At 42.3% G+C, this 13,671-nt stretch carries 9 protein-coding genes; 2 read left to right on the forward strand and 7 right to left on the reverse strand.

Translation table 11 applies throughout. The annotated features are described in order from the left end of the window. Positions 1-11: 11 nt before the first annotated feature. From NYR17_RS06980 to NYR17_RS06995, 4 genes are all read right to left on the reverse strand, one after another. A complete protein-coding gene (locus NYR17_RS06980; protein WP_302505003.1) occupies positions 12-1,325 on the reverse strand; it encodes a RagB/SusD family nutrient uptake outer membrane protein in 1,314 nt (437 codons plus the stop codon). Between the two features lie 26 nt (positions 1,326-1,351). After that, complete coding sequence (locus NYR17_RS06985) at positions 1,352-4,420, reverse strand: SusC/RagA family TonB-linked outer membrane protein (protein WP_302505004.1); 3,069 nt, start codon at positions 4,418-4,420, stop codon at positions 1,352-1,354. Positions 4,421-4,432: 12 nt separating this feature from the next. Then, complete coding sequence (locus NYR17_RS06990; protein ID WP_302505005.1) at positions 4,433-7,033, reverse strand: zinc-dependent metalloprotease; 2,601 nt, start codon at positions 7,031-7,033, stop codon at positions 4,433-4,435. Positions 7,034-7,139: 106 nt separating this feature from the next. Then, the gene (locus NYR17_RS06995; RefSeq protein ID WP_302505006.1) at positions 7,140-8,201 is read right to left on the reverse strand and encodes a 3-oxoacyl-ACP synthase III family protein; all 1,062 of its coding nucleotides are present in this window, start codon (positions 8,199-8,201) and stop codon (positions 7,140-7,142) included. A gap of 187 nt (positions 8,202-8,388) precedes the next feature. On the opposite strand from NYR17_RS06995, the gene NYR17_RS07000 reads away from it, so the two are divergent. Both NYR17_RS07000 and NYR17_RS07005 read left to right on the forward strand, forming a co-directional pair. Further along, positions 8,389-8,877, forward strand: coding sequence for a lipocalin family protein (locus NYR17_RS07000; protein WP_302505007.1), 489 nt, complete (start codon positions 8,389-8,391; stop codon positions 8,875-8,877). A 10-nt stretch (positions 8,878-8,887) separates the two neighbouring features. Next, positions 8,888-9,580 carry an OmpA family protein gene (locus NYR17_RS07005; RefSeq protein WP_302505008.1) on the forward strand — a complete coding sequence of 231 codons (693 nt, stop codon included), beginning with the start codon at positions 8,888-8,890 and terminating at the stop codon, positions 9,578-9,580. 65 nt (positions 9,581-9,645) lie between these two features. Here the strand turns inward: NYR17_RS07005 and NYR17_RS07010 are convergent, their stop codons facing one another. The 3 genes from NYR17_RS07010 to NYR17_RS07020 form a co-directional block, all read right to left on the reverse strand. Then, positions 9,646-11,001 carry a DEAD/DEAH box helicase gene (locus tag NYR17_RS07010; RefSeq protein ID WP_302505009.1) on the reverse strand — a complete coding sequence of 452 codons (1,356 nt, stop codon included), beginning with the start codon at positions 10,999-11,001 and terminating at the stop codon, positions 9,646-9,648. 101 nt (positions 11,002-11,102) lie between these two features. Beyond that, positions 11,103-11,342: a hypothetical protein gene (locus NYR17_RS07015; protein ID WP_302505010.1), complete on the reverse strand. Its 240-nt coding sequence runs from the start codon at positions 11,340-11,342 to the stop codon at positions 11,103-11,105. Positions 11,343-11,472: 130 nt separating this feature from the next. Further along, the gene (locus tag NYR17_RS07020; RefSeq protein WP_302505011.1) at positions 11,473-13,650 is read right to left on the reverse strand and encodes a TonB-dependent receptor plug domain-containing protein; all 2,178 of its coding nucleotides are present in this window, start codon (positions 13,648-13,650) and stop codon (positions 11,473-11,475) included. Positions 13,651-13,671 lie beyond the last annotated feature (21 nt).

The following is a 13,671-nucleotide window of genomic DNA, read 5'->3' on the forward strand; positions in this document are numbered from 1 at the left end:
TCCACAAAAGCCTACAACTGTGGGTTTTTGAGCCTTGCTTCTTTAGGGAAAGGCGTGGTGTAGCGTGCATCTTGGGCGGAAAGTTTATAGGTTTGCCCATCAAAAATATGGGTAATTTCAGGTTGGGTGGTGCGCCTTAAATCGCCCCAACGAAGACCTTCAAAAGAAAGTTCGCGTGCCCTTTCGTTCCAAAGTTCTTGCAGGTAATCTGCGCCCGATAATGCATTGATTTTCGCCTTAAAAGCCTGCAAGCCTATGGCGTTGTACCGCTTTTCTGCCAGTTGGATTAGCGTGCTTTTAGATGCCGCTTCTTGCCCTAAATGCGCCTCTGCCTCGGCTTTTATCAATAATAGATCTGCCACACGGAAGCTACATTTATAGTCGTTGTCTTTATATTTAGTGGTTTGCCAAGCATTGCCGTTTTTCTTAAAATAGTGTGCAAAGCGCAAATCGTTATTTTGGTCAAAGAGCGCCAAGTGTTCATCACTCACCCTTGAAAAGCGAGAGGTGGTGGCATTGACCGCCAAATCTAAATTCATAATAGATTCCTTAGATTGGTAATGGCTGGGCAAAACTGTGAACTGGTTGAAGTCCTCCAACTCGGCATTAACCGCCAAGACTTTCTCTGCCTCTGCCAGCGCTTGCGCCCACTCTTGCCGATGCTGGTGTAGGCGGGCTTTAAAGGCGTGCAGCGCCGTGGTGGTAAAGCGGTAATTGTAGCCTGCCTCATACTTTTCTTGTTGCAATAGCCCTTCGGCTTGGTTGAGGTCCGCCCATATCTGCTGGTAGACTTCCGCCAAAGTCGCTCTTGGGAAACTGCCTTCCAGATTGATATCCGTTACCAATGGTACGGCTAATTCGGCACCATTTTGAGGCTGAACCGCTGGGGCATAAATTCCCAAAAGTTGAAAATAAGTGTAGGCTCTTAGCGCCAATGCTTCGCCTAAAATCTGGTCTGTTACGGCGTTTTTAGCATTATACACCTTTAAGTTTTTGATGATGTAGTTGGTGTTGAAAATCACCTCGTAGAAAGAGGCATAGGGCATATTGATGGACTCGGAAGTCGCATTAGCCTCGCTCCAAGTGTAGATGGCTTTTAGGCTTTCCGAAGAATTGCCCGCTTTCACCTCATCGGTTTTTAAGTTGAGCAAGGCTTTGTGCTGCGGATATTGTTGGTAGGCACGGGTGAGCAAGGCTCTAAAATCTTCCTCGGTCTGTGGCACCACTCTGCCCGTTGGCGTGATGTCTAAATAGCGCTCGCAAGAGGTCACTCCTGCGGAAAGTGCGGCAATGAGTAATAGGGGTTTTATTATTCTTGATTTCATTGGTTTCAAAATTTAAAGTGAGTGAATTAAAATCCTACATTAAGCCCAAAAACAACGGCTTTCTGGATGGGTTGTGCATAAATATTTCCGTAGGTTTCTGGGTCAAAATAGCCTGTATAGTCCTTACCAAAAACGAAGAGGTTTCGCCCTTCTAAGGATAGCCTTAGCGACTTAATCCCTGTGGATTTCAGCAAGTTGGTAGGGAGCGTATACCCCAACTTTATCGAGTTGATGCGGAGGTAGCTCATCTCCTTCATCCAAAGGTCAAAATATTGGTAAGACCCCGAGGCATCCCAGTTGGAGAACCAGCCATACACCACCTCTTGCCCTGGCACGGTATCATTACCGATGAGCCTTGGGAGGTCGGTATTCGGTTGGGCTGGTGTCCACGCTTTTAAAACGGCATTAGAACCGTTGAGCCCTCTATCCACCGCGGTGAAGTTATACGGCGGCTTGCCCACCATCATCTGTTTGATGTTAAACGAGGCGGCAACGGTTAAATCCCAAGGTCCTAAATTAAAATAATTGGTAATCCCGCCGTAGTACTTAGGGTCGCGGTCGCCTATGTAGGTAAAGAGTTGCCTGAACTCATCACTACTGTATTCCGACTGCACAAAGCCGATGCCCCAAGGGTCCGATATTTTATAAAAATCTACCGCCGAAACCACCTCGCCATTGGCATTATAGAATTGTGGCAGTCCGTTGGCATCTAAGCCTGCCGTTCTAATCCCAAACACGGCATTCACAGGATAGCCTTGCCCAGATGGCAGGAAGACAAAGCGCCCATCATTCACTTGGTCAATATTGCTCTGGTTGGTAGCGATGTTAAAAGTGGTGCTCCATTTAAAGTTTTTATGGTCTATATTCGTGGTGCTGATGCCCAACTCAAAACCTCGGTTGGTAAGGCTCGCCCAGTTGATATTAGACAAAGAGAAGCCCGTTTCTAAAGGTAAATCCTTAGTACCGATGATGTCCTTGCCTTGTCTTTCGTACCAGTCTAAACTGATATTAACACGGTTAGACCAAAGCCCCAAATCTAAACCTATATCTTTGGTAATGGTCTTCTCCCACCTTAGCAAAGGATTAGGCGCACCATCGTTATTGATGGTATTTTCTTTAATATTTAAAATCTTGGTGTTTTTGTATTTCCCAGTATAATAAGGGCTGGTATTTCTATCAATATTGCCCTGCAACCCATAGGAAGCCCTGATTTTTAGGCGGCTCACCGTGGCATTATCTTTTAGGAAAGCTTCATTCTTTACATTCCAAGCGGCAGAAGCTGCCCAAATGGGGTTCCAGCGTTTATTGGTATCTGCACCGAAGAAGTTGGTGCCATCATACCGCACACTGCCGAATAGCGTATAGCGGCGGTCATAAGTATAGGACAGCGTTCCAAAAAACGAGGCATAGGCGTTCTCTACCTTCGTGTCTCGGTTCGGAATGTAGAGGTCACTATCCGACTGGCTATCTGGAATATCAAACGCCACCGAGGTTTTATTGCGAGCGTTGTAGCCGTACATTTGGCTCATCACATCGGTATATTGCGTGCGTCTAATTTCGGAGCCCACCAAAGCAGCCACATCGTGCTTGCCCCAGCGTGGCGTGTACTCTAAAATATTCTTGAAGTTATAATCCCAATCATCAGAATTGATGGTTTGCAAATAGCCACCTTTCGGCAAAAACGAGGCTTGCGTAGAATAGAGATAAGCGTTCTCTATGCGCTTTCTCATAAAATAAGTTTCCTCAGAGGCATAGCGTTCCGTTTTGGTATGCCCCACAGATACGCCCAATTGCGAGCGGAATTCTAAATGTTTCAACACCTTGTAATTCACATCTAAAATGGCTCTCAGGTTGCGGTTGAGCATCGTATAGCGCGTGTTTTCTCTCTCTTCTATAAAGTTATACGGAATGCGCACCTCATCGCCATTAGCACGCTCTATATAGTTGATGTCTTCATCGTAAATATAATTCCCTTGGGCATCTCTCGGTGCTAAATAAGGATTAGCCGTTCGGGAATAATAAGTGGGTGTGGTAAAGCTCCCAGAGTCTGATAAAAACGAGGTTTGCTTAGTGGAAACACCGAATAAAGACAAGCCGATATTCAGTTGATCATTGATTTTATAATGGTTTTTCAGCGTGAGGTTAAAGCGGTTGAAGCCAGCACCAATCACCGTGGATTGCTCATCATAATACCCCAACGAGGCATAGTAATTATACTGCCCTGTTCCGCCAGAAAGGCTCAGCGCGTGCTGCTGATTGATGGCGTCTCTATACAGCCAGTTGCCCCACTGGGTATTGGTATTTTTCAGTTGGTTAATTTGCTGTTGAGAGGCTGGACTGAGCGCCGCAAAACCGCCATTTCTTAAATGATCCCAATCTTGGTTAGCGGTTAATATTCGGGAAACCTCGCCGTTATTTTTTCTGTAGCCATCTAAATCTGCACGGGCAGCCATCATCAGTTCTAAATCCACTTTTTCCGTGGCGTTCATCAGGTTGAGCCGAGCAAAATCAGGGCGAAGATTCACAAAAGTGTTAGATGAAAAGTTAATGTTCATCTTACCGTTTTTACCGCTTTTCGTGGTGATGAGAATCACACCGTTTGCTGCTTGAGCGCCATATATTGCTGTAGCCGAAGCATCTTTAAGAATCGTGATGTCTTCTATATCCTCTGGATTAACCCCAGCGATAGAGTAATTTCTCAACAAATTGATGTCTTGCCCAATTTGATAATCTGGCGCTTGGTTGCCCTCCAAAGGCATTCCATCTAACACCCAAAGCGGATTGGTAGGTCCAGACAGAGAGGCGGTACCTCTAATTCTAATCGGTGCGATTTGCCCAGGAGCGCCAGAGGACGGATTGACCATCACCCCTGCCACTTTTCCTTGGAGCATCTGGTCTACAGAGGCGGTGGCTTTCTGTTCTATGCTTTTCATTTTAACCACAGAAACCGAGGAGGTCAGTTTACTTTTTTCAATTTTCTGAAACCCCGTGAGCACCACTTCATCTATCTTTTTCTCTCTTCCTAAGGTATCTTTGGGGCTTTGCTGGGCAAAGAACACACCCGGCAAAAGACTCAGCAATAGTCTTGTTTTCATATCAATTTATTTTTAATTATTTTCAACGGTATTAAGGGCTTTATTAAGCCTAATGAGCATATCTTGGTAATGGTTTTGGGTTGCCTCATCACCGCTACCAAGGGCTTTAGCGATGATATTCCGCACCTTGATAAGCTCGGCACGCTTAGCAGAACCGACTTCGGACAGGCGCTTCATTCCATCAAAATAAAACTCTAAATGCGTGTCCTGATGGGCTTCTTGCGGCGCTGCTGCGTAGTCACAAAGCATCGGCAGGTGCGTTCCCAGTTGTTTTTCTGTTTTTTCGTAGACTTTTTGGGTGTCTATAATTAGGGCATCAATGTAGTTTTTCTGCGTCATTCTCTCTGCAAGTTCCAAACGCTGTTTCTTCATCGTTTTTTTGAAGATAAACTGTCTTAAATCATCAAACAAATCGGTTACCGTCATTATCTTTTCCGATGAATGATGAGGTTTTAAAAACTCAAATTCCAAAATTCTCAATAGGCGGTTATCGTTCATCAAGCCATATAAAATGGCGGCTTGCTTCTCCCGAAATACATTATAAACCGATTGATCTACCAAGCCTTTCGGTGTGTTTTTGGCGGGTCTAATCTGAGCATTGATAGGCGACAAAAACAACCATTCTGGCAGCGTGAGGATGTGTTTTTTAAGGAAAGCCAAAGCTTCCTTTTGAATCTCGTATGGCACGGCTTCGTAGGCTTTAGCCGTAGCACCTTTGACCGTTGGCGTCAGGTAAATGCCGCCTACATTGGCTAAAACATGGCTGTTATAGCGATACCACTGGTTGATAATTTGGTTATAAAATTCCTTAGCTTCATCATAATTTTCGCCAGTTTGAGTGCTCCACGCTATAATGTTGGGCATTGTTTTTTTCAAATTGATGATACCGTATTCTCCAGCCTTCATCGCATCATCGCCTAAATCTTCGGCTTGGGCACGAGGGTCTATGATTTCTCGTTGTTGCTCACCATAGAAATAGAGCGGGTCGCCTTGGTGCCGTTCAATCCATTGGTTGGTTTTTGTGCGTTCCTCTTGCGGCGTTTTAGCACCTGTCCAGCGGTAGCCCCAATCAATTGCGAACTCATCGTATGTCCCTATTTTAGGAGTGATTTGCTTCACGCCATCGCCTTCTTGTGCAATATAATTGAACCTTGCATAGTCCATAATAGAAGGTGCCGTGCCGCCCATATTCTCCGTAAATTGCGGCGAGCGCAACTCCTCAACCGAAAAGGCGTGAGAGGCACCCATATTGTGCTTGAGCCCAAAGGTATGCCCCACCTCATGCGAGGATACAAAGCGAATGGCGTGCGCCATCTTAGCCTCTGGGAATACATTGCCTCGGGCTTCTGGATCTATGATGCCCGTTTGCACCCTCATCCAAGTGTGGAGCAATTTCATCACATTATGCCACCAGATAATATCGGCTTCCAAGATTTCTCCAGTTCGTGGGTCTACCACAGAGGGTCCCAAAGCATTCGCCATAGAAGAAGCGGCATAAGTGATCACAGAATACCGAACATCATCGGCATCAAATTCTTTATCATTAGGGTCTGGAAGTTGGGCAGTGATCACATTCTTAAATCCTGCTTTTTCAAATGCTTTATTCCAGTCTTTCACGCCCTCTATAATAGACTGTTGCCATTGTTTCGGCGTGGCAGGGTCTATATAATAAACAATCGGTTTTTGAGGCTCTACCAACACGCCATTCAAGTATTTTTGCACCTCCTCAGGCTTGGGCTCTAACCGCCATCTGGTGATGAGTTCTCTCTGCTCTACCTTCTGCTGTTGGTCGTTAAAATACTGCTTAGGCACCGTAAAATAGCCCACTCTATCATCTGAAAATCGCCCTACCATCGGCTCTGGCAAGAGTACAATATTGGTGGTTGTGCCCACGGTGAGGTCTGCTTTTTCGTTGGAAGTTTTGCCCTCTGCCACTTGGGTGGTAAGGGTAGCTTTAACCACGATATTTTTCGGAAACGCCTTGACTTGATCAATATAAGAATCTTTGGTGCGCACGCTGCCACCCATACCGATATTATCAAAAAGGTTGTTGAAACTCTTAGCGTTGCCGTTAAAAACATCATTTACCTGCACCACTGCGGTAGAGTCTGTGCCATAGGCTTTAATATCAAAACCTTGGATAATGGACTCGCCGTAGTTGTCCTTAACCGAATGGTAAATATTATCCTGCTCATTAGCGTGAATCTGCGGGTCAAAGGTTTTCACCCACACCTTTTTATTCCGAAGGTCTTTGTAAAATCTAATGATTTTGTTTTCGTAGTTCATTCCCTTGTTAATGCCCGCATTGTTGATGGGCGCAGGCACAGAGGAGATTTTATTCACGATGAGAAGATCTTGTCCCAAAAGTTGATTGGGAATTTCAAAATAAATTTTATCCTCCTTCTGATGTACCGTGAACAAACCTTTTTTGGTTATGGCGCCTTTCAAGAGTTTTTCATAAGCCACAATTTTAGATGATGGGCGGTCTACGCTGTCTTTCTTGGCTTCGGTTTTATCTTTTTTCGTTTCTGTGGTTGTTTTTTTGGAGGTTTGCCCCATTATGATTCCAGCGTTCATCACCACTAAAACGATGCTAATTATAGTCTTTTTCATTGTTTAAATTATCAAAGAAATTGATATTATTCTATCTATATAACTAAAAAATGATGCTCCATTAGGTTTGAAGCATCATCTTTTTATCTTTTAAGTTAAGTTTTATTTAATGCTTATAAACCACGGCATTGATGTTCATCCCCGCCCCCACAGAAGCGAAGACCACATAGCCACCCTCCTTAAAAGTGTGCCCTTCCATTTTGCCTTTTCTAATGAGATTATACATCGTAGGAATGGTTGCCACAGAGGAGTTTCCGAATTTTTGAACCGTCATTGGTGCTACAAATTCATCATATTGTTTAATGCCATAGAGCCTATACAAACGCGAAATCATTGCGTGATCCATTTTGGCATTGGCTTGATGAATCAGGATTTTATCAATATCCTCAATGCTTAGTCCTGCCTTGTCAATGGTAGCTTTAATGGCATCTGGGACATATTTTAGGGCAAATTCGTAGATTTTGCGCCCACGCATTCGGATAAAATTTTTGCCTTGCGGATACTCAGGGTTGAGCGATGGTCCATTTTCTAAATAGCAAATTTCATCACCATTGAAACACAGTGTGTTATCCGCTATTACGCCTTTTTGCTCTTCGGTGGCTCTAACCACTACGGCACCAGCGCCATCGGCAAAAATCATTTTGTTGCGGTCATAAGGGTCGGTTACACGGCTGAGCGTTTCGCCGCCCACCACTAAAATAAGTCGGGCTTTCCCTGCCTTGATGAGCGTATCTGCCAAAATCAACGCTTCTACCCAACCTGGGCAACCAAAGATCATATCATAAGTGGTGCAGGTTAAGCTTTTAATCTTGAGTTTATGCTTGAGCCTTGCCGCCATATTGGGCATAAAATCAGACACGCCGCTATTGCTGACCTCGCCAAAGTTGCTCGCATAAATAATATAATCCAAGTCTTCGGCATCAATCTGCGCATCAGCAATGGCTTCTTGTGCGGCTTTTAGTCCTAAATCAGAGTTATACTCATCTGGCTCCGAGTACCTTCGTTCACTAATTTCGGTGATTTCTACAAATTTGCTGACGATTTCCTCATTCGGTTTATCGATGTGTTCTCGGTTATCATCAAAAAAAATAGAATCCATAAAGGCAGACCCATCTATCACTTTTTTAGGGAGATAGCTTCCTGAACCTATAATGACGGTATTAGGCATATGCTGATTTTAAAATTAGTAACTGCAAATATAATAAATTTAACCTAAAATAAATCTTACCGCTCTAAAAAAACCTTTTTCTAAAGATTTAAAACTGACTTTATTCATTAAACTCAAAAATATTAGAAATCCCCTATCAGTTGGCACGATTTTTACATATCATCTGCCAAAATATAAAAACAACACAATGAAAAATCTTTTATTTACCGGACTTATTGGAGCGCTTACTTTGGGCTCTTGTTCCACGGTACAGCAAGGTCAGCAAGCACAAAACCAGCGTGCTGAATTCCTAAAACTTAAAGGCGATTGGCAAATTACCCGTGTAGAATATAGCAAAAGTTTTAAAGTAAAACCTTTTAACGAAGGAGCTGATGCTCAGTGTTTTGTAGGCAGCATTTGGAAATTAGTGCCTAACAATTGGACTGGATCTTATACCCTCAACGGTGAGAACGGCTGCCCAAGTGTAACCCAACCGATTAAATTTGAGGTGGTGAATGGCAATCAATTTCAATTTAAGAAAATCTATGCTGGCGAGAAAGCCAAACAAAATACCGCTGGTTATGTTTTAGGTTTTTCTAATCAAACCGACCAATCTTTCACACTTACACAAGACATTCCATTTGGAGGAGAATATGTGAAAGTTTATTATCAATTTCAAAAAATAAACAACAAATAAATATAAGAATATGAAACTATTTAATAAAACGAATATCGCTGTTGCATTTTTATCAAGTAGCCTCCTCCTTACCAGTTGTGAGTCTGTACAAAATGCTAACAGCCAACAGAAAGGCACTGCTATCGGAACGGCTGCAGGCGCTATTATTGGAGGAATTTTAGGAAACAACATCGGTAAAGGTGGTAATACAGCTGCTGGTGCAGTGTTGGGCGGTATCATTGGTGGTGTGGCAGGAAATGTCATCGGTCAAAAAATGGACAAGCAAGCCAAAGATATTAAAGAAGCCTTGCCAGGCGCCGAGGTAGAGCGTGTGAACGAAGGAATTAAATTGGTATTAAAAGAAAATACGGTGAATTTCGGTTTTGACTCTGCCAACTTGACCAACACAGCAAAAGCCAATTTGGATAAATTAGCAAAGGTTTTCGTGGAAAATCCTGATACCAACATCAGCATTTATGGCTATACCGACAGTAAGGGATCTGATGATTACAACCTTAAACTTTCGGATAGAAGAGCCAATGCTGTGGTGGCTTATTTGGCATCTAAAGGCATTGCTAAAAGTAGAATGAAAGCTAAAGGTATGGGCGAGGCAGAACCTATCGCCAGCAATGATACCGATGCAGGTAGAGCGCAAAACAGACGCGTAGAGTTCGCTATTACCGCTAACGAAGAAATGATCAAAGACGCCCAGCAAGGGAACTAATTTCAGTCTATTGGTATATCAATAAAAAAGATGAATCTCTATGAGGTTCATCTTTTTTTTGTGGCTTATTTTTTCCGTTTGGCTTTGGTTTTAGCTTTTTGTTGAGCCCTATTGACGCCCACTTTTTTGGGTGGTTTTCTTTTGCTCGGTCCGCCCCAATTTTCTTTTTTATTTTTATTTTTCTTCTCGTGAAAAGCGCCACCACCTTCATTCAGCTTAACCACCACGGGATTTTTCATTTTGATTTCATCTTTCTCTGAGGCTATTTTCTGCGGATTAATTTTCACTGCCTCTGGCATTGGATAGAGGTCCACCTCTTTTTTCATCAAAATTTCTATATCCAAAAACTGAGGTTCTTCTTTCTCCGTGATGAAACTGATCGCCTCACCAGCCTTGTCCGCACGCCCAGTCCGCCCAATACGGTGGATGTATTGCTCTGGGACTTCAGGAATTTCAAAATTGATCACCTGCGTAATATCCGAAATATCCAACCCACGCGCCATAACATCTGTGGTGATGAGCCCTCGCAGGTTTTCTTCTTCAAATTTCTTCATCGCACGGAGGCGGTAGTTTTGAGATTTATTGGAGTGGATCACATCAAACGCTTCTGGGAATACCTCATCAATTTTCGTAAAAAGATAGTCGGCGTGTTTTTTATTATTACAGAAAATCAGGACTTTAGACCAGTTTTCATTTTCCTCCAATAGGTATTGTAAAAGGTTGATTTTGGTATTAAAATTCTTGACTTTATAGCCTATTTGCTTGATTTTTTCTAACGGCGTCCCCGATTTTACGAGGGAAATTTCTATAGGATTGGCAAAATATTCATCCAACATTTCATCTACCGCATCGGTCATTGTTGCAGAAAATAGAATATTTTGACGTTTTTCTCTCATCATCTCAAAAATATGAGTCAGTTGAGGGCGAAATCCTAAATTAAGCATTTCATCAAACTCATCGATAATCAATTTTTGGACTTCTTTGAGGGAAATGGCATTGTCAATCGCTAAATCCATCACGCGCCCTGGGGTACCCACTAAAATATCGCAACCTTCATTAAATAGGAGCTTCTGAGTGTTGATATTTTTGCCACCATAAACGCCGATCACCCTTGCTGACAGGTTTTCACAAAGTTTTTTAACAATACCTTCCACCTGCACCACCAATTCTCGGGTAGGCACTAAAATCAGGATAGTGGGATTGCCAGATTTGTTGTATTTCCAATTTTTAAGTACCGGCAACAGGTAGGCAAGGGTTTTCCCTGTCCCTGTCTGCGCGATACCCATAATATCTCTGCCCGACAAAATAGGCTTGAAACTTTTCTCCTGAATAGGTGTAGGCACGAAAAGTTCTAAATCCGCTAAAGTATCTAAAATTTTTTCAGGCAGTTCAAAATCTGCAAAAGTGATGGTTTCTATCATTAAAAAAGGATTGAAAATACAAAGATAGAGATTTATTTGCTTAAACACCGCATCATCGGTTGATTATCGCTATGGTTTACCTTTTTTGCGTTCAATTCGTTTTACCAATAATCATAAAAAGATTGAGTATTGATGATAATAATGGAATGGTTGAGCACATTAAACAAAATTAAACCTAAAATAAGAAGGTTCAAACGCTGAGGATACAAGGTTTTAACCGCTGAGAAGACTAAGAAATACCATAATACGATAAAATTAAACAACAACCTTGAATCCAATGGATCTATATTGGTAATAAATATGATTTTATTTTTCTTTAATAAATGGCTATATAAATTCAAAATAAGCCCTTATGATAATGTTAATCACCATCATAACATAAGCTATAATGGTGATATTTTTATCATTTAAAATGCTTTTATTCATTTTCACTAATCTAATCTATTTCACGGATTGATTATCAAAAAACGATTAAAGTTTAAATTCTAACTTCACATTAAAAAACCGTCCTGTTAGGCGCACTGGCACAGGATAGGCGTACCCCGTAGCGGCATCATTCACCCATTGGTTAGAAATGGTATTCCTAATATTAAAAGCGTTGAAAACCTGAACTCCCAAAGTCAGCTCTTTGAAATTTCGCCAAAAATGATGCTGAGCACGGTGGTCTTTTTGGTCTATAAACACCTTGGAAAGCCCAATATCTACGCGTTTATAAGCTGGCAACTGTTTGGTATAGAGGTAAGGATCAGAAAATACCGCCGCTCCATTCGGCAAGCCGCTGGCATAGACCAAAGTGAGATTAACCTTCATACTTGGGTATTTCGGCATATAATCTTGATAAAACATAGAAAATCTAAACCGCTGATCGGTAGGGCGTGGAATATAGCCCTTGCCGTCTATCTGTTCAAAGGCACGCGCATAACTTGCAGAAATCCAAGAGTCTACACCAGGAACAAATGCGCCATACAATCTGGCATCAATCCCATAAGCATAGCCATCGGCATTATTTTTCCCTGAATAGCGGACCCTCACATTATCCACATAATAAGGGATTAAATGGTTCATTTTCTTGTAATACGCCTCCGTAGTCAGTTTGAAAGGACGCCCATACATTTGGAATTCATAATCGTGGGCGAGGACGAGTTGTAAAGATTTTTGCGCTTTAATATCTTCATTAAATTTCCCTTCTAAATCTTTAATTTCCTTATAAAAAGGCGCTTGGTAATACACACCGCCCGATAAACGGAATAGCATATCGGCATCCCAATTCGGTTTGAGTGCCACTTGCAACCTCGGCGATACCAAAGTCTGGTGGTTGAAACTCCAATTCTGAACCCTTACCCCAGCATTGAGGAACATTTTATTTTCGCCCCAAAAGAATTTTTTAGAGAGCTGCGCATATGCCGATAACCGATGAGGCTGAATAAAATTTTGCCCACGCATCTGGTATTTCAACTTTAAATCAGAATTGTCCAATTGTCCCAATGCTAAGTCTAACCTCGGCACGCTATATCCCAAAGAATCTGATAGTTGCCATTCATTCGTGTGGTCTTTTAACCATTCTTTTTCGTATTTTACGCCCATTTCGTAGGAGGTATTCACATCCTGAGCATAGCGCACCCTCAACTGGCTCCCCACGGTTTTTACCAATAAATCATTACGAGCGTGGTCGATCTGTCCTGCAATATCATAAGAAGTCACAGGCTCGCCAGTATTGGGGTCTAACGCTTCCAACTGGTACGCCGATGATATGGAATAATACTCTCGTTCCCTATTCTGATACGCAAAATTATCTAACGACAACTGCCATTTGACATTAGGTTTAAAGTGAACCGATGCCGTGCCCATCATCGTTTTGTAAGTATCATTTTCGCCACCTGCATAGAAGACATTGAGCGTTAGTGGGCGCTGCAAAGAACCGAAGTCTACTTTGCGCTGTTTAGGATACATTTGATACTGATTTTGAGCATAATAGCCTATAAAAGACAACTGCCATTTCGGATTAAAATGATAGTTGATAAAGGTCTGCACATCAGTATACCTTGGGTTAAAATCGGTATCTTCTTTTAAAGTATTGAGAACCAGATTAGTATTTCTATATCTGGCAGAAGCTATAGCGGTTAATTTTTTGTTTTTAGAAGCGCCACCCACCGTTAAGCGCCCACCAATAAGGCTTGCCTCGCCTGAAAGTTCTAATTTCTCAGGCTCTCGGTAATAAACATTTAGCGCAGAGGACATTTTGTCACCATATCTGGCTTCAAAACCACCTGCCGAAAAATTGATGGTAGACACCATATCTGGATTGATGATGCTCAGCCCCTCCTGTTGCGCATTCCGAATGAGAAAAGGGCGATACAACTCTATATCATTGATGTAGATTAAATTTTCATCATAATTTCCGCCTCTTACCATATATTGAGAAGAGAGTTCCGTGTTAGAATTAACGGAAGGCAGCGTTTTAATCAGCCCCTCTATCCCACCAGAAATCGTGGCGACTTGCTGTGCTTGGCGCGTAGAAATTTGCGTTTGGGTAAGGTCGGTTGATTTTTTTTGTGCTCTTTTTTGGAACACCACTTCTTTGATTTCTTTGGTTTCTTGTGCCAGCATCAGCACGGGTAAAAACGCGAGGGTGGAAATTATTTTTTTCAAAGCAAAAAAATTATGATTTAA

It is taken from the genome of Riemerella columbina, assembly GCF_030517065.1.
GTDB lineage: Bacteria > Bacteroidota > Bacteroidia > Flavobacteriales > Weeksellaceae > Riemerella > Riemerella columbina_A.